Origin of the sequence: Acuticoccus sp. I52.16.1, assembly GCF_022865125.1 — a bacterium.
Classification (GTDB): domain Bacteria; phylum Pseudomonadota; class Alphaproteobacteria; order Rhizobiales; family Amorphaceae; genus Acuticoccus.
In genome coordinates this window covers 896,201-918,313 of sequence record NZ_CP094828.1, presented here as the reverse complement: position 1 = coordinate 918,313, position 22,113 = coordinate 896,201, and the positions used below count along the sequence as shown (strand labels likewise).

General features: G+C 69.1%; 21 protein-coding genes. 12 read left to right on the top strand and 9 right to left on the bottom strand.

Annotated elements, in window-relative coordinates; genetic code table 11:
- The first annotated feature begins 2 nt into the window (after positions 1-2).
- The 3 genes from MRB58_RS04095 (at position 3) to MRB58_RS04085 (ending at position 3,048) form a co-directional block, all read left to right on the top strand.
- Positions 3-512 (top strand): hypothetical protein, encoded by a 510-nt coding sequence (locus MRB58_RS04095; protein WP_244780435.1) that lies wholly within the window; start codon positions 3-5, stop codon positions 510-512.
- Between the two features lie 79 nt (positions 513-591).
- The gene (locus MRB58_RS04090) at positions 592-1,485 is read left to right on the top strand and encodes an oxaloacetate decarboxylase (RefSeq protein WP_244780434.1); all 894 of its coding nucleotides are present in this window, start codon (positions 592-594) and stop codon (positions 1,483-1,485) included.
- A gap of 3 nt (positions 1,486-1,488) precedes the next feature.
- Positions 1,489-3,048, top strand: coding sequence for an alpha/beta fold hydrolase (locus MRB58_RS04085; protein ID WP_244780433.1), 1,560 nt, complete (start codon positions 1,489-1,491; stop codon positions 3,046-3,048).
- 63 nt (positions 3,049-3,111) lie between these two features.
- On the opposite strand, the gene MRB58_RS04080 is transcribed toward MRB58_RS04085, so the two are convergent.
- The 6 genes from MRB58_RS04080 to MRB58_RS04055 all read right to left on the bottom strand — a co-directional run bounded on the left by MRB58_RS04080 (position 3,112) and on the right by MRB58_RS04055 (position 8,568).
- The gene (locus MRB58_RS04080) at positions 3,112-3,807 is read right to left on the bottom strand and encodes an ABC transporter ATP-binding protein (protein WP_244780432.1); all 696 of its coding nucleotides are present in this window, start codon (positions 3,805-3,807) and stop codon (positions 3,112-3,114) included.
- Complete coding sequence (locus MRB58_RS04075; protein WP_244780431.1) at positions 3,779-4,618, bottom strand: ABC transporter ATP-binding protein; 840 nt, start codon at positions 4,616-4,618, stop codon at positions 3,779-3,781. The genes MRB58_RS04080 and MRB58_RS04075 overlap by 29 nt, the downstream gene beginning before the upstream one ends.
- Positions 4,611-5,507 carry a branched-chain amino acid ABC transporter permease gene (locus MRB58_RS04070; protein ID WP_244780430.1) on the bottom strand — a complete coding sequence of 299 codons (897 nt, stop codon included), beginning with the start codon at positions 5,505-5,507 and terminating at the stop codon, positions 4,611-4,613. The genes MRB58_RS04075 and MRB58_RS04070 overlap by 8 nt, the downstream gene beginning before the upstream one ends.
- Before the next feature lie 4 nt (positions 5,508-5,511).
- Positions 5,512-6,399, bottom strand: coding sequence for a branched-chain amino acid ABC transporter permease (locus MRB58_RS04065; RefSeq protein WP_244780429.1), 888 nt, complete (start codon positions 6,397-6,399; stop codon positions 5,512-5,514).
- Positions 6,400-7,557: an ABC transporter substrate-binding protein gene (locus tag MRB58_RS04060; protein WP_244780428.1), complete on the bottom strand. Its 1,158-nt coding sequence runs from the start codon at positions 7,555-7,557 to the stop codon at positions 6,400-6,402.
- 228 nt (positions 7,558-7,785) lie between these two features.
- A complete protein-coding gene (locus MRB58_RS04055; protein WP_244780427.1) occupies positions 7,786-8,568 on the bottom strand; it encodes an IclR family transcriptional regulator in 783 nt (260 codons plus the stop codon).
- A 202-nt stretch (positions 8,569-8,770) separates the two neighbouring features.
- On the opposite strand from MRB58_RS04055, the gene MRB58_RS04050 reads away from it, so the two are divergent.
- The 3 genes from MRB58_RS04050 (at position 8,771) to MRB58_RS04040 (ending at position 12,269) form a co-directional block, all read left to right on the top strand.
- Positions 8,771-10,369: an FAD-binding oxidoreductase gene (locus tag MRB58_RS04050; protein WP_244780426.1), complete on the top strand. Its 1,599-nt coding sequence runs from the start codon at positions 8,771-8,773 to the stop codon at positions 10,367-10,369.
- Positions 10,370-10,581: 212 nt separating this feature from the next.
- Positions 10,582-11,418: an ABC transporter ATP-binding protein gene (locus tag MRB58_RS04045; protein ID WP_244780425.1), complete on the top strand. Its 837-nt coding sequence runs from the start codon at positions 10,582-10,584 to the stop codon at positions 11,416-11,418.
- Positions 11,415-12,269 (top strand): ABC transporter permease, encoded by an 855-nt coding sequence (locus MRB58_RS04040; protein WP_244780424.1) that lies wholly within the window; start codon positions 11,415-11,417, stop codon positions 12,267-12,269. The genes MRB58_RS04045 and MRB58_RS04040 overlap by 4 nt, the downstream gene beginning before the upstream one ends.
- A 72-nt stretch (positions 12,270-12,341) precedes the next feature.
- On the opposite strand, the gene MRB58_RS04035 is transcribed toward MRB58_RS04040, so the two are convergent.
- Positions 12,342-13,376, bottom strand: a complete 1,035-nt coding sequence (locus tag MRB58_RS04035) for an ABC transporter substrate-binding protein (protein ID WP_244780423.1) — start codon at positions 13,374-13,376, stop codon at positions 12,342-12,344.
- Between the two features lie 332 nt (positions 13,377-13,708).
- Here MRB58_RS04035 and MRB58_RS04030 point away from each other — a divergent pair, with 332 nt between their 5' ends.
- Both MRB58_RS04030 and MRB58_RS04025 read left to right on the top strand, forming a co-directional pair.
- Entirely contained in the window at positions 13,709-14,854 is a 1,146-nt protein-coding gene (locus MRB58_RS04030; RefSeq protein ID WP_244780422.1) for a patatin-like phospholipase family protein, read from the top strand.
- A 61-nt stretch (positions 14,855-14,915) separates the two neighbouring features.
- The gene (locus MRB58_RS04025) at positions 14,916-15,671 is read left to right on the top strand and encodes an acetoacetate decarboxylase (RefSeq protein WP_244780421.1); all 756 of its coding nucleotides are present in this window, start codon (positions 14,916-14,918) and stop codon (positions 15,669-15,671) included.
- A 51-nt stretch (positions 15,672-15,722) separates the two neighbouring features.
- Here MRB58_RS04025 and MRB58_RS04020 read toward each other — a convergent pair whose 3' ends face one another.
- Positions 15,723-16,727: a Gfo/Idh/MocA family protein gene (locus MRB58_RS04020; protein ID WP_256461703.1), complete on the bottom strand. Its 1,005-nt coding sequence runs from the start codon at positions 16,725-16,727 to the stop codon at positions 15,723-15,725.
- Positions 16,728-16,910: 183 nt separating this feature from the next.
- Between MRB58_RS04020 and MRB58_RS04015 the strand changes: the two genes are divergently transcribed.
- From MRB58_RS04015 to MRB58_RS04000, 4 genes are read left to right on the top strand one after another with little or no spacing between them, the layout of a single operon-like run.
- Positions 16,911-17,807, top strand: coding sequence for a TRAP transporter substrate-binding protein (locus MRB58_RS04015; protein ID WP_244780419.1), 897 nt, complete (start codon positions 16,911-16,913; stop codon positions 17,805-17,807).
- A gap of 22 nt (positions 17,808-17,829) precedes the next feature.
- Positions 17,830-18,336: a TRAP transporter small permease gene (locus MRB58_RS04010; RefSeq protein ID WP_244780418.1), complete on the top strand. Its 507-nt coding sequence runs from the start codon at positions 17,830-17,832 to the stop codon at positions 18,334-18,336.
- A gap of 4 nt (positions 18,337-18,340) precedes the next feature.
- Entirely contained in the window at positions 18,341-19,630 is a 1,290-nt protein-coding gene (locus MRB58_RS04005; RefSeq protein ID WP_244780417.1) for a TRAP transporter large permease, read from the top strand.
- 18 nt (positions 19,631-19,648) lie between these two features.
- On the top strand, positions 19,649-20,296 hold the full coding sequence (locus MRB58_RS04000) for a nucleoside/nucleotide kinase family protein (RefSeq protein WP_371747229.1): 648 nt from the start codon (positions 19,649-19,651) through the stop codon (positions 20,294-20,296).
- A gap of 18 nt (positions 20,297-20,314) precedes the next feature.
- Here MRB58_RS04000 and MRB58_RS03995 read toward each other — a convergent pair whose 3' ends face one another.
- The gene (locus MRB58_RS03995) at positions 20,315-22,087 is read right to left on the bottom strand and encodes a TRAP transporter fused permease subunit (RefSeq protein ID WP_244780416.1); all 1,773 of its coding nucleotides are present in this window, start codon (positions 22,085-22,087) and stop codon (positions 20,315-20,317) included.
- Positions 22,088-22,113 lie beyond the last annotated feature (26 nt).

Sequence of the window (22,113 nt, the reverse complement as noted above, 5' to 3'; positions counted from 1 at the left end):
CCATGTCCCTGCAGAACCTCAAGGGCCGCGTGGCCTTCGTCTTCGAGGAAGTGGACTTCGACGTCGACCAGATCGTCGGCGTGAAGAACATCAAGATCCAGGACATCGACGAACTCGCCGAAGCGGCGATGCAGGCCTACGATCCGACCTTCCGCAGCGTCGTCGCGCCGGGCGACATCCTCGTCGGCGCCGGCAACTTCGGCTACGGCCACCCGCACTACCCGCCGATGAAGGCCATGCGCCACCTCGGCATCGCCGGTGTCGTCGCCGAGAGCTTCTCGCCCGGATACTGGCGCGGCGAGATCTCGATGGGATTCCCGCAGGCGAGCTGCCCCGGCATCCTCGGCCTCGTCGACCGCTGGGACGAGATCGAGGTCGACTGGGACGCGGCCGAGGTGCGCAACCTCACCAAAGGCACGTCCCTGCCGATGGAACCGCTCTCCTTCGCGGATCGCTCGATGCTCGAGCACGGTGGCCTCGTCGGCTACCTCAAGCGCCCGACCGCCGCCTGACCGGCCGCCGACGCCTCATTCTCCCGAACGACACGATCCACCTGCCGTGCGCGGTGCGGTCAAACCAAAGAGGTGCACCATGCCCTATTTCGACAACGAGGAGTTCCACGCCCGGATCACCAGCGGCAAGACCGTCTGGTCCGCCGGCGCCTACGACGCCCTCTCGGCCCGCTTCATCGAGGCCGCCGGCTTCGACGCCTGCATGACGTCCGGCTTCGGCGTGTCCGCCTCGCACCTCGGCATGCCCGACGCCGAGCTCTACACGATGACCGAGAACCTCAATGTCGTGCGCAACGTGGTGGCCGCCACCACGCTGCCCATCGTCGCCGACATCGACACTGCCTACGGCAACGCCATCAACGTGATGCGCACCATCCGCGAGTTCGAGAACGCGGGCGTCGCGGCCGTCATCATGGAAGACCAGGTGGCGCCCAAGCGCTGCCCGATCTGCGTCGGCGGCGTGGAGACGATCTCGGTCGAAGAGGCGGAGGGCAAGATCGCCGCCGCGGTCGAAGCCCGCCGCAACCGGAACATGGTGATCATCGCCCGCACCGACGCCGCCACCGAGGAGGAAGCGATGGCGCGCGCCAAGCGCTACGTCGCGGCCGGCGCCGACATCATCCAGCCCATCTCCAAGACCTTCAAGTCGCTGGAGGGGCTGAAGGCGATGCGTCAGGCCGCCGGCGTGCCGCTGTCGTTGCAGATGCTCGGCTGGCTGGAGCGGGACCTCTCGCCCCAGGACGTCGAGGGTGTCGCCGGCATGGCGACCTTCGCCCTGGTGCCGCTGATGACGGTGGCCAAGGCGCTGGAGGAGAACCTCGCCGAGCTGGTGAAGACCAAGACCACCAAGAGCCTGCCGCGCCCGGTCGCCCAGCACGACCCGTTCATCGAGAAGATCGGCTTTGCCGAGGTCGAGCGGTTGCAGTTGCAGTACCTGCCCGAGACGCGGCCGGCCAACCTCGCCGCCGAGTAAATCGTGAGCGCGCCGGCCGCGGGACCCCGCCCGCACTACGTCACTCTGTCCGGCGGGCAGGTCCGCGTCTGGCGCGTGGGGGAGGGGCCCGACCTCCTCCTCCTCTCCGGGCTCACGCTGGCGGCCCAGGACCAGGCCGCCCTGCTCGCCGCCGCCTGTCCCGGATGGCGGGTGACGGCGGTGGAACTCCCCGGTGTCGGCGGGTCGGCGACCCATGCCGCGGCGTCGCTGCCGGCACTGGCCGAGGCGGTCCGCGAGTTCGTGCACGCCGCCGGCCTGACGGAGGCCATCGTCGTCGGCGCCGAGCATGCCGCGGTCGTGGCGCATGCCGCGGCTGCCGGCCGGGCGTCCTTCGGCCTGGGCCTCGATCGGCTGGCCGGGTGGGCGTCCACCGCCGCCGCGATGCCGGACGTCACTCCTCGCCAGGACGGCACGCACCTGACGGCGCTGTGGAGCTTCGTGCGCGACCGGCACATCCTGCACCCCGACGACCCGCGTCAGCCGGCCGCGGCCGGCGACCCGCTGCCGGACGCCGCCGTCCTCGACCGGGCGATCACGGCCGCCGCCGTCGCCCCCGAGCGCTTCGCCGCGCTCTGGGAGACGTTGTCGCGCGCGCCGGCGCCGCCGCTCCGCGCCGCCACTGTGGGCGACCTCGCCGCGCAGCTCCCTGCCGGCGCCACGGGCGCGGCGCCGTTGCCGCAGACCGCCCCCACCGATGGGATCTTCCATCGCTATGTCGAGACGGCGCGAGGGCGGTTGCACCTGCGCTGCGCGGGCGCCGCCGGGCGGCCCACCCTGGTCATTCCGACCGGCGGAGGCTCCTCGGCCCAGTTCGCGCCGGTGATCGCCGGCCTCGCCGCGGCCGGGCGCCAGGCCTTCGCCGTCGACTATTTCGGCAACGGCCTTTCCGACGACCCGGCAGGCCCGGTCACAACCGAGACGCTCGCCGCCGACATGGCCGCCCTGCTGGACGCACTCGGCCACGACGTGGTCGACGTCTGGGGCTCGCACACGGGGTCCCTCGTGGCGCTGGAGCTGGCGGTGTCCGCACCGGAGCGCGTGCGCCGGCTGGTCATGGAAGGCCCGGTCTTCATCTCGGCCGACTTCCAGGACGACCTCCTCGCCCACTACTTTCCCGACTTCACCCCCGATCCTTGGGGGCGTCACCTGTCGCTGGTGTGGAACTGGCGCCGGGACGCCTTCTTCTTCTGGCCCTGGTACCGGCGCACGCGTGAGGCGGTTCGCGCCATCGGGCTGCCCTCGGCCGAGGATCTCCACCTTTATGCCGTCGGCATCATGGAGAGCGGCACGACCTACGATGCGGCCTACCGCACCGCCTTCCGCTACGCGACCGGCGAGCGTATGCCGCGCCTCACCCGCCCGGCGCTCGTCTGCGCCGGTCCCAACGACATGCTGATCGAAGGCCTCGCGGCGACGCGCGCCCTCGCCGTCCCCGGCGTGACCGTGAAGACCACCCCGACGACCGTGTGGTGGCCCGATCCCGAGCCGCAAGCGGCCGCCGAGACCATGGCCCTCTACGTCGAGTTTCTGGACGGGGAGTAGGGCGGCGCCGTACGCGGGGGGCGGTCCTGAGCGGCGGCGCCGGCGGGAGCGGGGCTAACCGGGCTAAGAGAGGTAGGCCTCGAGGACTTCGGGGTTCTCCTTCAGCGAGGCCGGGTCGCCCTCGACCACGATCTGCCCGCGGCGCATCACGTAGCCGTAGTCGGCGACGGAGAGCGCGATGGCGGCATTCTGCTCCACCAGCAGAATGGCCTGGCCGTCCTTGTGCAGCGCGACGATCGCCTCGAACACGAGGTCGACGATCGCCGGGGCGAGGCCCATCGACGGCTCGTCGAGCACCAGCACCTTCGGGCCGGTCATCAGCGCGCGGCCGATCGCCAGCATCTGCTGCTCGCCGCCCGACATCAGCCCGGCCGGCTGATTGCGCCGCTCCGCCAGACGCGGGAAGAGGGTGTAGACGCGCTCCTCGATCTCGGTCGCGTTCGGCGCGCCGGCGAAGCGGGAGAGCGCGAGATTTTCCTCCACCGTCAGCGGCGCCACAACCATGCGGCCCTCCGGCACCAGCGCCAGGCCCGACCGCACCACCGAGTGGAGCGACATCTTCTGGATCTCGCGGTCCTCCAGCTTCACCGTACCGGTCACCGGCCGGTGCAGACCCGCGATGGAGCGCAACGTGGTCGACTTGCCCGCCCCGTTGGCACCCAGCAGCACGCACAGCGAGCCCGCGTGGACCGACAAGGAGACGTCGCGGACGGCACGGATGGCGCCGTAGCTAGCGCAGAGATTGGAAACGGTCAGCATCGCGGCGTCGTCCGAAATAGGCCTCCTGCACGTCGGGCGCGGAGAGGCAGGTGTGGGGGTCGCCCTCGGCCAAGAGGCGGCCGAAGTTGATCACGGTGCAGGTGTCGCAGAACTCGGTGACGAGGCCCATGTTGTGCTCGACCAGGAGCACCGTCAGCCCCTGGTTGCGCAGGTCGCGCACCACATGGCCGATCGCCGAAGCCTCCGAGTGGTTCATGCCCGCCGTCGGCTCGTCCAACAGCAGGAGCTTGGGGTCCGAGCCGAGCGCACGCGCCAGCTCGATGCGCCGCTGCTCGCCGTAGGACAAGGTTTCGGCCAGCTCGTGCGCGCGGCTCGCCATGCCGACCCGCTCCAGGAGCGACAGGGCGTGCGCCTCGGTCGCCTTGCGGGCGCGCCGCGCCTCCGGCAGGCCGAGGAAGGAGGCGAAGAGGCTCGTCCCTCGCTTCAGCCAGCAACCGGTCACCACCTGTTCGAGTGCCGTCATGCCCTTGAAGAGGCGTACGTTCTGGTAGGTCCGCGCGATGCCGAGCGCGGCGATCTCGTGCGGCTCCAGCCCGTTCACCGGCGTGCCGTCGAAGGTGATCGTGCCGCCGTCGATGGAATAGAGGCCGGTGAGGAGGTTGATGATCGTCGTCTTGCCGGCGCCGTTGGGGCCGATCAGGCCGTGGATCGCGCCGCTCTTCACCGACATCGAGAGGTCGCCCACGGCCGTCACGCCGCCGAAGTGCTTCTCGAGGTGTTGCAGGTCGAGGAGCGTGGGAGCGGCCGCCGGCGCCGCCGCGGTGCGCGTCAGGGTGTCGGTCTCAGGCATGGGCCGTCTCCTTGCCGCCGTCCTCGGCCGCGCCGCGTCTCTTTTGCGCACGGCGCAGGCGGAAGGCCCGCGGGTCGACGAGGCCGCGCGGCAGGAAGATCATGATGAGGAGCAGCGCCACGCCCTTGGCCACGTCCTCGATCGCCGGCGCCACCGCCTGCATCGTCACCGGCAGCGCGGTGAAGACCGCCGCGCCCACCACCGGACCCAGCCAGTGGAAGGACCCGCCCAGAACCGTCGACGCGATCATCGTGAAGGCGATGCCGATGAAATAGGTCTCCGGCGAGATGAACTGCAGTGTGAAGGCGAGGCAGGCGCCACCCAGGCCGCCGACGAGGCCGGAGATGATGAACGCGGTGAACTGGATGCGGCGCGGCTTGATCCCCATCGTCGCCGCCACCGCAGGATCTTCGCGGACCGCGAGCGAGGCGAGGCCGTACCAGGAGTGGTAGAGACGGTAGAAGACGAAGGCGACGAGGACGAGCAGGATCCCCAGCTCCCACCACGCGATGCGCGCCGGCACGAAGAGCCCGTTGACGCCCCCCGTCAGCCCCGGCGCGTTGAGCGCGACGATACGGGTGATCAGCACCAGCGCCAGCGAGGCGAGCGCCATCCAATGGCTCTGCAGCTTGAGGAAGGCCTTGGCCACCACCGCGGCTCCGAGCCCCCCGGCGATCGCCGCGAGGGGGAGGGTCAGGTACAGCGAGACGCCGAACTTGGCGACGAGCTGCGCCGCCAGGAAGCCGCCGATCGCCGCGAACACCACCGTGGTGAACGACAAGACGCCGACCGACAGCACCGCGTAGCACGACAGCGCGAAGAACGAGTTGACCATCGCGAAGACGACGGTGGAGCCATAGGCGGCCCAGAAGTCGAGGAGCGTGTCCATGGGGTCAGGCCCTCTGCACGCTGATCGACCCGAAGAGGCCGCGCGGACGCGCCACCAGGAAGGTCAGCAGAAGGATGTAGGTGAAGCCGTCGCGGAATGCGGTCGAGATATATTGCGCCACGAAGACCTCGATGATGCCGAGGCAGATGCCGGCGATGGCCGTGCCGCGCACGTCGTCGTAGCCGCCGACCACCACCGCCGCGAACCCCTTCAGCAGCAGCGCCTCGCCGAGGAGATAGGAGACGTTGTTGGTGGTGATGCCGCCGAGCACGCCCGCGAGACCCGAGGTGGCGCCGGCCAGGAACGCCGTCAGCAGGATGACCATGCGCGCGTTGACGCCGCCGAGGCTCGCCGCGACCGGATTCCAGCCGACCGCTCGCATCGCCGCGCCGACACGCGTCTTGGTGATGAGGAACCACATGCCGGTGGTGACGAGGATCAGCGTGATGATCGTGATGATCTGCATCGCGGGGACGCGGATCACGCCGAAGTCGACCATGTCGTAGGGGTAGGAGGACGGCGGGAAGGCGAGGCTCTGCTGGTTGGTGGCGAAGCCGGCCAGACTGTCGAGGATGATCCAGAAGGCGATCGACGTGATGAGCGCCCCCAGCATGCCCGCCCCCACGGAGCGCAGCGGCTGAAACGCCACCTGGTCGACGATGATGGCGACGACGCCACCACCGACGACCGCCGCGAGGATCGCGATCGGCAATGGCATGCCGAGCGCGGTGACGGTGTAGTAGCCGATGATCGCGGCCCAGCTGGCATAAGCGCCGTGCGCGGCATTGAGGATGCCGAGGGTCGCGAACACCAGCCCGAACCCGATCCCGAACAGGGCGTAGAGGGAGCCCAACGCCCATCCGTTGATCAGTTGTTCGAAGAAGAGTTGCACTTACTTGGCATCCCAGGGCGCGAGCTTGCCGTCATCGGTCCAGTTGACGATGAGCGAGTTCTCGACCGTCGCCTGGCCGTCGATCATCGGCAGGCCGCCGTAGATGTTGTCGTCGATCTGCTTCACGGCGGCGAGGGCGTTGGCGATCTCCTCGCGGCTCGGGTTGCCTTCCAGCGTCTTCAGCGCCTGGGTGAGGTAGTACATCACCGTATAGCCCTGGGCCGAGTAGGTGTCGGGCTGCTCGCCGTACTTCGTCTGGTAGGCCTCGATGAAGGCCTGCGCCCGCGGGTCCTTGGAGAGCGACGGCGAGAACAGGATCGGGAAGGGGACACCCTCCATCGCCTTGCCGGCCTTCTCGAACACGGCCACCGGCGAAATCACGTCGGACGAGGAGATCTTGCCCTCGTAGCCGCGCTGGCGCAGCGCCGAGACGATGCCGACCGCGGGGGTCTGCGTCGTCCAGACCATGATGAGGTCCGGGTCGGTCGCCATCGCCTGGGTGGCGGGGCCGGTGAAGTCGGTGTCGTTGCCGAGGATGGAGATCACCTCGCCGGTCTCGACCCCGTTCTTCTCCATCACCTCCTGCGCGGCCTTGAAACGGGCCTGGAAGGCGTCGTTGTCGGCGTTGACGAAGTAGGTGACCTTCTTCGGCTTCAGCGAGTCGGCCAGGGTCTGCGTCATCTTGACTTCGGCCGGGCCGGGGAGGGCGACGACGGACGACACGAATGGCAGCTCAGGCAGGCCCGGCCGCGTCGCGCCGTAGATGATGAGCGGGATCCCCATCGACTTGGCGACCGGCTTCAGCGCTCCGGCGACGGGGGAGAGGATGCAGCAGGTGGCGACCTTGATGTTGCGGTCGGCGGCGAACTGGGTCAGCGACTGCACCGCGCGGGCGGCGTCCGAGCCGGACTCCTTCTCGACCAGCTCGAGCGAGACGCCCTCGCCCAGCAGCGTGCCCTCGTTGATCTCCTCCATCGCCAGGACGGCGCCGTTCCAGTAGGAGATGCCGGCGGCGGCGAGGGGGCCCGTCTTCTCGGTGATGAAGCCGACCTCGTAGGTTCCGGCGTCGAGCGATTGGGCGAGCGTCACCGTCGGCATGGCGACGGCACCGGCGAGCAATCCCGCCGCAGCCCAGCCGCGGATGGTCTGATAAGTCACGTTGAATCCTCCCTGTCATCGTTGCACGTGCCGTCGTTTCTCAGGCACGCGGGCAGCGAATCGTCGGGAGCGCCTCGTCCTCGCGGTCAGCGTGGAGAGGGACCGTGATGAATGAGGCGCTCTTCCCGGACGACTACGTTTTATTTTGTTTATAGCTATTCTATCGGGAGACGCAGGTCAACTGATAAAACTCATGTCATCCAGTGAAACGGCGTGCCGCAGCCGCCGCTACTCGGCCCCGGCGAGCTGGATGCGCCGCTCGATCTGCCGCGCCGCCTCGCGCAGGTCCTCGAGGTGCACCGGCGCCTGGCCGTCCTCGGTGACGAGTTGCGGGGTGAGGCCGGCGATGGAAATGGCGCCCGCGATCCCGCCGCCCGGTGCGCGCACCGGAACGGCCAGCGCGGTGAGGCCGAGGGCCACGTCGTCGATCGCGAACTCGTAGTCCTGCGCGGCGATCTCCTTCAGACGCGCCCGCAACACGTCCCGGTCGACGATGGAGGCGCGGGTCATCGGCGTCGGCTCGCGGGTGAGGACGCGCTCGATCTCCTCGGGGCTCTGGTAGGCTAGGAGCAGCTTGGGCGCGCCGCCGCAATTGTAGGGCAGCGTGCCGCCGACGGCCCACCAGTGGACCTCGATGCCCTTCATGTCGTGCAGGCGGTCGAGGCAGACGACGTCGCCGTCGTCATAGACCGACACGAACGCGGTCACCGGCAGCTCCGAGGCGAGCTGGGTCAACACGGGGTTGGCGACCGAGCGCAGGTCGAAGCCGTCCGGCACGTCGGCCGCCAGCATCCGCAGCGCGCGGCCGATGCGGTACTGCTGCGTGGTCGGGTCCTGGGCGACGTAGCCGTTGTCCATCAATGTGATGAGCAGGCGGCGGGTGGTGCCCTTGTCGAGCCCGGTCGCGTTGGTGACGTCCGCCAGCGTCTGGCTCCGCTTCTGCGAAAAGGAGTTCAGCACCGCGAGCGCGCGCGACACCGCCCGGATGTTCTGCTTGGACGGTTCGGTCATGGCGTGGTCCGCAGGTGTGTTCACCGTCTTGTTGCCTCATGGTAGTCGATGGTTCGCGTGTCGTCTATTGACGCGATTGTCATAGAATGATCCGATGAGTTTGGCTATCGGCACAAAAGCCGGGTCCAAAATACGGCTGATCGCATCATCTGGATGCCGTTCCGGCCGTCAATCAACACGAGATTATCGACGGGAGGGACTGATGGCGCTTGCGCAACCGACAACCGAGGTGCGGCCGCCCGCGTTCGCCGCGCTCGGCCGCGAGATCGGCGACGACAAGGTCCTGACCGACGCCGCCACCCGTGCCTACTACGCCAACGACGTCTTCTGGCAGCCCGAGATCGAGCCGCTGGCGGTGATCCTGCCGGCGACGCGCGAAGATGCGGCGGCGGCCGTGCGCGCGGCCGCCGAGGCGGGGGTCGACATCGTGCCGCGTGGCGGGGGCATGAGCTACACCAAGGGCTACCTGCCCTCGCGCCCCGAGAGCGTGGTGATCGACTGCCGCGGCCTCGACCGGATCGTCGAGGTGAACGCCGACGACCGCTACATCACCGTCGAGGCCGGGTGTACCTGGGAGACGGTCAACGCGGCGCTGGAGGGAACCGGCCTGCGCACGCGCTACTGGGGGCCGCTGTCGGGCGTCAACGCGACGGTCGGCGGGGCGCTGTCGCAAAACAGCGCCTTCTTCGGCTCGGCGCGGCACGGCACCGTGGCCGACACGGTTCTGGGCGTGACGGTCGCGCTGGCGGATGGGCGCGTGGTGACGACCGGGTCGGGCGGGCGCGTCGGCGCGAAGCCCTTCACACGCTACGGCGGACCGGACCTGACGGGGCTCTTCCTGGGCGACAACGGCGCGTTCGGCGTGAAGCTGGCCGCCACGCTGGCGCTGATCCCCCGCCCGGCGGAGGTCGACTTCCTCTCCTTCGGCTTCAAGACGATGGCGGCGATGGCCGCAGCGCAGGTGGAGATCGCCCGCACCGGCGCCGTGTGCGAGGGCTTCGGCATCGACCGCAACAAGGCCGAGCACTCCGCCAGCGTCAACCGCATCTCCGACGGACTGCGCTCGCTCGGCAACGTCGCCGCGTCGGGCAAGACGCTGCTGTCGGGCTTGAAGGACGCCGCCAAGGTGGCGACCGCCGGCACCTCCTTCATCAAGGCGCACAATTTCACGCTCCATCTGGTGCTGGAGGGCGACACGCGCGCCGCGCTCGACGCCTCGCTCGCCGCCGTCCGCGCGATCGGCGCGCGCCACGGGGTGGAGATCGACAACTCGGTCCCGCGGGTCATGCGCTCCAAGCCGTTCGGCCCGGTGCGCGGTATGCTGGGGCTCAACGGCGAGCGCTGGGTGCCGATCCACGCCGTCTTCCCGCTCAGCAAGGCCGACGAGGTGGTCGCCGCCAACGACGCCTATTTCGCGAGCCAGCGCACGATGATGGAGGCGCAGGGGATCACCTACTCGGTGATGTCGATGACGGTGGGCAACGAGTTCTTCATCGAGCCCGCCTTCTACTGGCACGACGAGATCACCCCGCTGCACGCCAGGAGCGTCGGCGCCGACACGGTGAAGCCGTGGCTGGACCGGCCGGCCAACACCGCGGCGCGCGACGCGGTGGCGCGCCTGCGCCGCGGCACGCAGGAGCTCTATGCCGGCCACGGCGGCGTCAGCTGGCAGGTCGCGCGCGACTATCCGTTCAAGGAGGTGCTGGCGCCCGCGACCTGGTCGCTGCTGGAGGACATCAAGCGCGCGGTCGACCCGGACGGGCGCATGAACCCCGGCTCGCTCGGCCTCGCTGCGCAGTAGGGCGGCGCCGCGGGGGCGGCGTGCAGACCACGGCTGCGGCCATGGCGCTCGACGTTCGCGTGTGGACGTGACACCAGATGGCATGCCGTACCGCGGCCTGCCTTTCACCATTGCGAGGCGGCCTCGGGCTGCGGCGGTTCGCCGGCCCGGGGTGGCGTGATCATTGCGTTCCATCCAGCCGAACCCGCTGTGCTGAAAAGGAACGTCAATTGATGGCAGTCGCCGAATCTGTCGCGCAGGAAGGCGCCCCGGCGCCACCCGGCGACGCCTTCGTCGAGATCGACAATGTCAGCCTCGCCTATGGGCGCGGGCCGGGCCGGACGCTGGCGCTGCGCCGCGCGACAATCAACGTCGCGCGCGGCGACTTCGTCGCCGTGGTGGGGCCGAGCGGCTGCGGGAAGTCGTCGTTGATGAAGCTCGTCACCGGGCTGATGCGCCCGACCGTGGGCGCCGTCCGCGTCGACGGCCGGCCGGTCGACGGGCCGCTGAAGATCGCCGGCATGGCCTTCCAGAACCCGACGTTGCTTCCCTGGCGCAACACGCTCGACAACGTGATGCTGCCGCTCGAGATCGTCGACCCGCACCGTGGCCAGCTTCGCCGCCAGCGCAAGATGTACAAGGAGCGGGCCGAGGCGCTGCTGCGGTCGGTCGGCCTCGAGGGATTCGGCGATCGCTCGCCCTGGCAGCTCTCCGGTGGCATGCAGCAGCGCGCCTCGCTGTGCCGCGCCCTGATCCACGAGCCGGATCTCCTGATGCTGGACGAGCCGTTCGCAGCCCTCGACGCCTTCACCCGCGAAGAGCTGTGGGGGGTGCTGCAGAAGCTGTGGATGGAGCGCAAGTTCACCGTGATCCTGGTGACGCACGACCTCAGGGAGGCGGTCTACCTCGCCAACACGATCCACATCATGTCGGCCCGGCCGGGGCGGATCGTGGCGACGCGCGAGGTGCCGTTCGGCTTCCCGCGCACGTTGGAGGACACCTTCAAGCCGGAGTTCGTGGAGATCGTCCACGATCTGCGCGACCATATCGGCCGGGAGCGCCAGGCATGACGACCGACCCCACCACCTCCGACGTGTCCGATTTCGACCTGGAGCTCGAGGACGACGGCGACACCCGCGCATCCGCCGCGCGCGAGAACGCCGCGCCTTGGGTCATCGCCGGCGCGACGCTCATCGTCTGGCAGCTCGCCTGCTGGGTGTTCGACATCAAGCGTTTCGTGCTGCCCGCGCCGACCGACATCGCAGCCAGCCTGTGGAAGTGGAAGGAGGTGATCCTCATCCACGCCGGGCAGACGCTCTACACCACGATCCTCGGGTTCTTCTTCGCCGTCCTGGGCGGGCTCGCGCTCGGTGTCGCGGTCGGCTACTCGCGCATGCTCTACAAGGCGCTCTACCCGATTCTGATCGCCTTCAACTCGGTGCCGAAGGTGGCGATCGTGCCGGTCCTGGTGATCTGGTTCGGCATCGGCACCATCCCGGCGGTGATCACCGCGTTCATGCTTTCTTTCTTCCCCATCGCGGTGAACGTCGCCGCCGGACTCGCCACCGTCGAGCCGGAGCTGGAAGACGTCCTGCGCTCGCTGGGCGCGACGCGGCGCACGATCCTCTTCAAGGTCGGCCTGCCGCGCTCGATGCCCTACTTCTTCGCCTCGCTGAAGGTGGCGATCACGCTGGCCCTCGTCGGCTCGGTGATCTCCGAGACCATCGCCTCCAATGCGGGCATCGGCTACCTGATGCTCAACGCCTCCTCGCGGTTCGACGTGCCGCTGGTCTTCGCCGGGCTCTTCGTGGTCGCGGTGATGGGCGTCGCGATCTATACCGCCTTCGCCGCGGTGGAGACCCGCACGACCGGGTGGGCGACGCGCGGGCAGACTGCCCGGTTCGACGCCGGCGGCGGCTGAAGCCTCCGAGGACGGACACAAAAAAAGGCGGCCCCGCGAGGCCGCCTTTTCCTTTGGTGGGGCGGGGGTGCCTTACTTGGCCGCGTCCGGGACCCGGCGGTCTTCCAGCGGCGGCAGGAAGCTGGGGTCGAAGTAGTTCTCGGACTCGGGCGTCAGCGTGATGCCATAGGCCTCGGCGATCTGCCGCGCGGCGGTCGCGAAGCGCTCCGGGTCGACCTCGCTGATACCGTTTTCGATCACGTCCGGCGTCACGATCGAGAGCTCCTTGGCGAGTTCCCAGCGCGCGGCCTCGACCTCGGCGTCGACCAGCGGCTCACGCTTCTTCAGAAGCGCCAGCCCCTCTTCCGGGTCTTCCAGCATCTCGATCAGGCCCTTCATCGTCGCCTTGACGAAGCCCTTCACCACCTCGGGGTGCTCCTCGGCGTAGGACGCTTTGATCAGGATGCCGGAGCTGTAAGGCTTCAGGCCCCACTCGGCGAACGTGGTGTAGCCGATCTCGTCGAGGTCGAGCCCGGTGCCGACCATGTTGAGGACCGTCGTCGTCGCGAAGCCGAAGGTCGCGTTCGCCTGGCCCTGGAGCACCATCGCGTCGCGCAGGTTCGGCTCCACGAACAGGAACTCGACGCCCTCCGGGTCGAGGTCGTGCAGCTTGGCCACCACCGGCCAGGTGAGCACCGTCGCCTCGTTCTGCGTGGCGGAGATCTTCTTGCCGATGAGGTCGCCCGGCTCGGAGATCCCGGCGTCCGCCATGGAGATGACGCCCGTCGGCGACTGGTCGTTGATGACCATCACCTGGATGACGCGTTCTTCGGGATTGTCGGTGTTGAACTTGAAGAGGCCGGTGCCCTCGGCGAAGCCGATGTCGTAGGCGCCGGAGGCGACCTTGGAGATCGTATCGCCGCTGCCGAAGCCGCGGTCGATCGTGACGTCGAGGCCTTCGTCCTCGTAGTAGCCCTTGTCCAGCGCGATGAGGAAGGGACCGTGCATCGCCTGCCAGGCCCAGTCGAGCACGAAGCTGACCTTGGTGTCCTGGGCGTGGGCGGCGAAGCCGGACAGCGACAGCGCGGTGCCGGCGACGAGGGCGCGGATCGTGTGGCGGGTGTTCAAGCGGATGCTCCTGTTTGGCGGTTGGCGGCGCACGCAGCAATACCGGGGCACGACCGGCGGCACGACGCAATCCGCACGATGGCATGCAAAACCAGGACCACTCGGCACCGCGGTCGACGGGCCGATCGTCTCACCGCCATTGCGCCGCCGATGGCCGGCGCGGCATGCAAGTCGTTGCAATATAACCCATGCATGAAATGTTTCGACACCAGTTCGCGCGAACATGGCACCTTCCGGCTTTCGGATGTGGGCCCGGGCGGATAGGGTTTGCCGACCGGATGACGGTTTGAGCGAAGTGAGCAGGGCCCCCTATGTCGACGCGCAAACCTCGGATGCAGAAGACCGTCCCGTTCGAGCGGATCGCCCTGCTGCTGCAAGGCGGCGGCGCGCTCGGCTCCTATCAGGCCGGTGTCTACCAGGCCCTCGCCGAGGCGAACCTGCATCCGGACTGGACGGCCGGCATTTCCATCGGCGCCGTCAACTCCGCGCTCATCGCCGGCAACCCGCCGGAGAAGCGGGTCGACGCGCTGAAGGCTTTTTGGGAGGGCGTCACCGCGGCACCGCTCGGGCCGCCGGTGGAGCTGATGCGGGCGATGGGCTTCACCGCGCCGAAGGGCGACTTCGCCCACTCGCTGGTGAACCAGATGCGCGCCTTCGGCAACCTCGTCGCCGGTGCGCCGACCTTCTTCACCCCGCGCCTGGTGCCGCCCTACTTCTCGCCCCCCGGCACGGTCGAGGCGCAGAGCTTCTACGACGTCTCGCCGCTGCGGGCGACGCTGGAGCGCCTCGTCGACTTCGACCGAATCAACGCCGGCGACATGCGCTTCAGCGTGGGGGCGGTGAACGTGCGCTCCGGCAACTTCACCTATTTCGACACGACCACCCACGAGATCGGCCCCGAGCACGTGATGGCGAGCGGATCCCTGCCGCCCGGTTTCCCCGCGACGCTGGTGGACGGCGAGCCCTACTGGGACGGCGGCCTGGTCTCCAACACGCCGCTGCAATGGGTGCTGGAGAACAAGCCGCGCAAGGATACGCTGGCCTTCCAGGTGGATCTTTGGAGCGCCAAGGGCGAGATGCCGCGCGACCTGGTCGCCCAGGAGGTGCGCCAGAAGGACATCCGCTTCTCCAGCCGCACCCGCGCCGCGACCGACGCCTTTACGCGCATGCAGCGGATGCGCCGCGCGCTGGGCCGCCTCCTGGAGCAGGTGCCCGACGCCGCGGCCCTGGAGGAGGACCCGGAGCTGAAGGCGCTGATCGCCGAGGCGGACGACAAGGTCTACAACATCGTCCACCTGATCTACCACGCCAAGAACTACGAGGGCGCCTCCAAGGACTACGAGTTCTCGCGCCTGACCATGGAAGAGCACTGGGCCGCCGGCTACGCCGACATGGTCCGCACCCTGCGCTTCCCCGAGGCGCTGGCGCGCCCGCAGAACCCGGAAGGGATCGCCACCTTCGACATCGCCGAGCACTGACGCCCCAGGCGCCCGGTGCGCGCGGCCCCGGTTCGACCTCTCTGCAGCAACGAGGATCACGATGAAGATCGCCGACGTGCGCGCCAACGCTTTCGCGATGCCGCTGAACAACCCGGCCTATCCGCGGCCGCCTTACAAGTTCTACAATCGCGAGTTCATCGTCATCACCTACCGCACGGACCCCGAGCTCCTGCGCAAGGTGGTGCCGGAGCCGCTCGAGGTGGTGGGCGATACGGTCGCCTACGAGTTCATCCGCATGCCCGATTCCACCGGCTTCGGTGACTATACGGAGACCGGCCAGGTGATCCCGGTCCGCTTCACGACGCCGTCCGGCGAGGTCCAGGAAGGCGGCTACGTCCACGCCATGTACCTCGACGACAACTCGCCCATCGCCGGCGGGCGCGAGCTGTGGGGCTTCCCCAAGAAGCTCGCCACGCCCGTGATCCGCCACGAAAAGGAGACGCTGGTGTGCACGCTGCACTACGGCTCGATCCCGGTGGTGGTGGCGACGATGGGCTACAAGCACGTCGAGGCCGACCTCGCGCCGGTCGCCAAGGGGATGGAGAAGCCGGCCTTCCTCATCAAGATCATCCCGCACGTCGACGGGACGCCGCGCATTTGCGAGCTGGTCCGCTACTACATGGAGGACGTCACGCTGAAGGGCGCCTGGACCGGCCCCGCGGCGCTCCAGTTCTTCGAGCATGCGATGTGCGACGTCGCCAAGCTGCCGGTCCACGGCGTCGTCTCCGCCAGCCACTATATCGCCGACCTCACCCTGGGCCTGGGCGAAGTGGTGTACGACTACCTGGCGGACTGACGCCGGGCGGCGGTGCGCCGCCGGAAGGCGGCGGCGCGGCCCTGCCGTCGGTCACGGCGTCGGGGCGCCGGCGCGGGTGATGACGGCGTGGATCAGGCGCTGCGTGGCGAGGGCCTCCTCGCCGGAGGCGCGCGGGGGGCGGCCGGTCGCCACCGCGTCGGCGAAATCGGCGATCAGGCGGCGGTGCGGCTCGCTGGAGAAGGCCATCGGGTCGGCGCCGGTGCCGCCCGAATCGCCCGCCGCGACCGTCTCCGTGCGGCCGTCCAGCCAGCGCACCTCCAGCGCGTCGCCCGTCAGCGTGGCGCTCGCCTCGGTGCCGGCGATCTCGATCCGCTCCGGCAGGCCGGGGTAGAAGGCCGTCGTCGTCAGCATGACGCCGGGCGCGCCGTCGCGCAGGCGCAGCAGCGCGGTGGCGGTGTCCTCCGTCTCCATCCGGTGGGCGGGCGTGGTCGTCGCGTCGGCGGCCACCACCTCCACCGGCCCCGTCAGCGCGCGGAAGAGGTCCACTACGTGGATCGCCTGCGTCACCAGGACGCCGCCGCCGTCCCGCGCCAGGGTGCCCCGGCCCGGCTCGTCGTAATAGCTCTGCGGGCGCCACCAGGGGACCGTCACGCTGGCCAGCGCCAAGGTGCCGAGTTCGCCCGCATCCACCAGCGCGGCCAGCCGTAACGCCGCGTCGCGGAAGCGGTGTTGCAGAACGACGCCGAGGGTGCGCCCGCGCGCCGCGGCGAGCGCCACCAGCGCCTGCGCGTCGGCGAGTGTGCGGTCGAGCGGCTTTTCCACCAGCACGTGCTTGCCGGCCTCCAGCGCCACGCGGCCGAGCGCGAGGTGCGTGTCCGGCGGGGTCAGCAGCAGGACCGCGTCGATCGCCGGATCGGTGAGGGCGCGGGTCACGTCGGTCGTGACGGGGAAGCCGGTCGCCTGGGCGAAAGCCGCGGTGCGGGCCTCCGACCGCGCGGCGCCCCACACGACCTCGACCTGATCGCCAAGATTTAACAACGCACTAGCGTGCGGTTTGACGGCCATTCCCAGCCCGACAACGCTGATTCGTAACATGGAAACCTCATTTCATTCTTGGCGAGGCTCCCGAAATCTGCTGGTGTGTCAACCAGACCACGCCGAAGAGCGCGGCATGAAATCTTAGGGAGGATGTCACGCATGCAAATCATGCGAACGGCAGCGATTGCTGCATTGCTGGTCGCATCCGTTACCAGCGCCCACGCCCAGAAGACACTCAAGTTGAACGGCGTTCAGCCGCCCGCTCACCCCGTGTCGATGACGCACGAATTCTTTGCCGATCGGGTCGCGCAACTGACCGACGGTGCCATCAAGATCGACGTCAACCATGCCCGTGCCCTCGGTGATGCCGTGGAATCGGTCGAAAGCATGCGGGACGGCACGCTCGCCTTCGTCACCGTCTCGGCGTCGAACCTGTCGCAGATCGACCGGCGCATGGACATGTTTTCCTTGCCGTTTCTGTTCAAGAACGCGGACCACTATTGGGATTATTTGACCTCGTCGCGCGCCGACGCCTTCGTCGAGCCGTTGCAGGACCGCGGCATCCACGTGCTCGCCTTCATCGATTCGGGCGCGCGCAACTTCTTCGCCGACCAGCCGATCCGCTCGCCGGCCGACCTCGCCGGGCAGAAGATCCGCGTCATGGCCTCGCCGGTGCAGGTCAAGATGATCGAGGCGATGGGCGGCACGGGCGTGCCGATCGCCTGGGGTGACCTCTACAACGCGTTGCAGACCGGCGTCGTCGACGGGGCGGAGAACAACCACCCGTCCGTCTTCTCGATGAAGTTCTACGAGGTGTCCGACTACTACACCATCGACGAACACGCCCGGATCCCGGACATGCTGATCATGTCGCAGGACGTGTACGACAGCCTCAGCGAAGACGAGCAGGCCGCGATCGAGAAGGCCGCCGACGAGGCCGAGGCCTACATGCGCGGCGCCTGGGCCGCCTCCGAGCAGATGTCGCTGGAGCAGCTCAAGCCGCTCTTCACCGAGATCATCACGCCCGAGAAGCAGCCCTTCATCGACGCCGTGACCCCGCTCCTCAAGGAGCAGGGGGATGCGCTGGGCGTCGCCGACGAGGTGGGCTACCTGCTCGACAGCGGGTCCAAGTACTGATCCGACCGCGACGTTGGCCGCGATGGCTCTCTTCAACCGAGCGGTGGATGCCGTCGTCTGGCTGGTGCGCGTCGTCGCGCTCCTCCAGGCGACGGCTCTCTTCGGCATCGTCATCCTCACCGTGGTGATGCGCTACGGCTTCAACAACGTGTTTTCCTGGTCGGAGGAGGTGCCGCGCTACCTGCTGATCTGGGTCGGCTTCCTGGGCGCGGCGGCCGGCGTCGACGCCAAGGACCACGTCGCCTTCACGCTGCTGCACGACAGTCTCAAGGGCACCGCGCACCGCGTGCTGGCGGCCCTGCTGGACCTCGGCATCATCGCCTTCGGGGCGGTGCTCCTGGTCTATGGCGCGCAACTCGCCGAGCGCTTCGGCGGCGACTACATGACCTCCCTGCCGTACACCAACATCTGGTTCTACACCGCGGCCCCCGTCTCCGGCGGGCTGATGATGCTCTTCGCGGTGCGCAACCAGCTCAACCTCTGGCTCGGCACCGAACGCGCGCCCGCCGCGACGCCGCTCTACGAGTGACGCCATGACGGTTCTCATCCTGTTCGCGACCTTCGTCGTCCTCCTGCTGGTGGGCATGCCGATCGCCTTCGCCATCGGCATCGCCTCCGCGATCGCCGCCATGTCGATGGACGTCATGACCAACATGACGATCGTTCGCCGCATGATCTTCGGCATCAACTCCTTCCCGCTGCTGGCGGTGATCTTCTTCGTCTTCACCGGGGTGGTGATGGCCAACGGCGGCGTCGCCGGGCGCCTGGTGCGTCTGGCGGAGGTGATCGTCGGACGCCTGCCGGGCGGGCTGGCGCAGATCAACGTCATGTCCTCGATGCTCTTCGGCGGTGTCTCCGGCTCGGCCGTGGCGGACGTCTCCTCGATCGGCCGCATGATGATCGAGGCGATGGAGAAGGACGGCTACACCAAGCGCTTCGCCACCTCGCTGACCCTCGCCTCGGCCACCATGGGGCCGATCATCCCGCCGTCGATCTCGATGATCCTCTATGCCTATATCGCGAGTTCGGTTTCGGTCGGCGGGCTGCTGCTGGCGGGGCTGACGCCGGGCATCATGATCGGCGGCGGGCTGCTGCTCGTGGCCTATGTCCACGGCCGGCTCTACCACGACACCCGCACCCCCAAGCTCACCGGGCGCGAGAAGCTGCACCGCGTCGTCGACGGCGGGCTCGGCATGATGACGCTGGTCATCATTCTGGGCGGCATCACCACCGGCGTCTTCACCGCGACGGAAGCGGGGGCGATCGCCTCGGTCTACGCGCTCTTCCTGACGATGGTGGTGTACCGCGAGATCAAGGTCCGCCAGCTGCCGGCGCTGATGTGGGAGAGCATCGTGACCACCGCGGTGGTGCTCTTCCTCATCGCCACGACGTCGATCTTCACGTTCATCCTCACCTACGAGAACGTGCCGCAGTGGATCTCGGAGAACGTGCTGGGGCTGACGGAGAACCGCTACCTGCTTCTCCTCATCATCAACGTGCTGCTCCTGGTCACCGGTCTCTTCATCGACCTGACGCCGGCGCTCATCATGCTGGTGCCGATCCTGCTGCCGCTGGCGGACGCGATGGGGCTCGACCTCATCCACCTCGGCGTCATCATGGTGGTGAACCTCACCTTCGGGCTGATCACGCCGCCGGTGGGGACGGCGCTCTTCGTCGGCTGCCGCATCGCCAAGATCTCGATGGTGGAGTTGATCCCGCCGCTGTTGCCGATGCTGGCGATCATGCTGGTGGTGCTCGGCATCGTGACCTACGTGCCCGAGTCGTTCATGTGGGCGCCGCGGATGTTCGGCTTCGTGCCGTAGGCGGTGCGGGGAGGGCGTGTGACGCAGGAGACGACCGCCGGCGCACTCGTCGACCGGCTTGCCGCGGCGGCGGCCGGTGGAGGCCGGACCATCGTCGCCGTCGCCGGGCCGCCCGGTGCCGGCAAGTCCGCCTTCGCCGCCTGGCTGGCGCGCACGGTGGCAATGCGGGCCGGGGCGGAGGCCGTCGCCGTCCTCGGCATGGACGGCTTCCACTACGACGACCGCGTGCTGGAGGCCTGGGGCGAGCGCCCCCGCAAGGGCGCCCCGCACACCTTCGACGTCGACGGACTGGCCGCAACGCTCGCCCGTCTCGCGGCCGACGACGGACGCGCGGTTGCGGTCCCCGTCTTCGACCGGGCGATCGAGATCGCCCGCGCCGGGGCGGCGATCATCGGCCCGGCCGCGCGGCTGGTGATCGTGGAGGGGAACTACCTGCTGCTGGCGGCGCCCCCCTGGCCGGCGCTGGCGCCGCACTTCGACCTGACGGTGATGCTCGGCGTCGACGAGGCGGAGGTGCGCCGACGCCTGCTGCAACGCTGGGCCGACCTCTCGCCCGAGGCCCTCGCCCTCAAGATGGACGGCAACGACATGCCGAACGTGCGCCTCGTCATGACCGCGAGCCGCCCCGCCGACCTGACGCTGACGCCCGGACCCGAGGTGCGCTGACGCCCCGGCGAGGGAGCCTCAGAGGAGGGCGCGCGCGAAGAGGATCGCCGCGCCCAGCGTCAGCGCCCCGCCCCGCGCCAGCCACCGCCCGCGCGCGATCAGCGCAAACGACAGGAGCGCCAGGGCGATGCCGATCTGGATCGCCGTCAGCACCGCCAGCAGCGGCTCGGTGCGCAGCGCGATCAGCTCCGGGTTGGCGATCATGCCGAGCGGGATCAGGTAGAGGCCGACGCCGAGCGCCATCGCCGTCAGCGCCACCTTGAGCCAGTCCTCGCCGACCATGCCCGCGGCGATGAACACCGCCCCGCACACCGGCGGCGTGATCGTCGACAGCAGCGCGAACCAGAAGACGAAGAGGTGCGCCTGCAACGGCTCGATCCCCAGCCCGGTCAGCGCCGGCCCCGCGACCGACACGCAAATGACGTAGGCCGCCGTCGTCGGCACCTCCATGCCGAGGATGAGGCAGGCGAGCGCCGTCAGCAGCAGCGTCGGCCACACTTCGCCGCCCGACCCGGCGATGATCGCCGACGTCAGCTTGACGCCCAGCCCCGTGATCCCGAGGACGCCGATCACGATGGAGGCGCACAGGATGATCGAGCCGATCATCGCGATCTGCCGGCCGGAGTTGAGCATCGTCTCGGCGGTACGGTCGAGCCCCTGGAGCGGGGCGAAGCCGCGGCGCCCGTCGAAGTAGAGGGCGAGGAAACCGAGGAGGATGGCGAGGGCGGCGGAATATTGCGGCGTGTAGCCGAGCGCGAACATCGCCAGCAGCAGCGCGCTGAACGGGACCAGGAAGAAGGCGGAGGTGACGAGGACGTCGCGCCGCGCGGGCCGCTCGTCCTCGGGCAGGCCCTGGAGGCCGAGGCGGACCGCGAACGCGTCGATCCCGACCCAGACGGTGAAGAAATAAAGGACCGCCGGCAGCAGCGCGGCGAGGACGATCTCGGTATAGGGAACGCCCGTCAGCTCGACCATGACGAAGGCGCCCGCGCCCATCAGCGGCGGCATGATCTGCCCGCCGGAGGAGGCGACCGCCTCCACCGCACCGGCCAGACGCCGGGGGTAGCCGAGCCGCGTCATGGCGGGCAGCGTGATCGCCCCGGTGGAGGCGACGTTGGCCGAGGCCGACCCGGAGATCGACCCGAACAGTGCCGAGGAGAGCACCGAGACCTTGGCCGCACCGCCCCTGAGGCGCCCCGCCGCCGCCGAGGCGACGTTCATGAAGCCCTGTCCCGCCTCGCCGGAGTTGAGCACGGCACCGAAGATGACGAAGATGGAGACCACCCCCACCGACACCCCCGTCAGGCTGCTCCAGAGGCCGCCTTCGGTGATCGTCAGGGTGCCGAGGAAGCTGGCGAGCGGGGTGCCGGCGTGGCCGAACTGGCCGGGGATGTACTGGCCGAAGAGGCCGTAGGCGAGGGTGGTGAGCGCCACCAGCGGCAGCGGCCAGCCGATCATCCGCCGTGCCCCCTCCATCGCCACGACGAGCAGCATCACCGCGACCGCGACCTGCGCGTCGCCCTCGAGGAAGCCGTATTGGTTGGCGAGCGCCTGGTGGTTCCAGGCGACCCAGACGCACCCGGCGATGCCGGCGGCGGCGATGCCGAGCCCCGTCACCGCCCCGGCCCGCGTCTTGGCCGGCAGGACGAAGACCCACGGCAGCAGCAGCGCCATGTGCAGCGGCCGGCTGATGAGGTTCGGCACGAGCCCATGAAAGATCAGTGCGAGATGGGCGAAAACGGTGAGGGCGCCCAGGGCGACCCAGAGCGGGCGATACGCGAATGCTGTCATGGGGTGCCGTGACGGGCGGCCCCCGC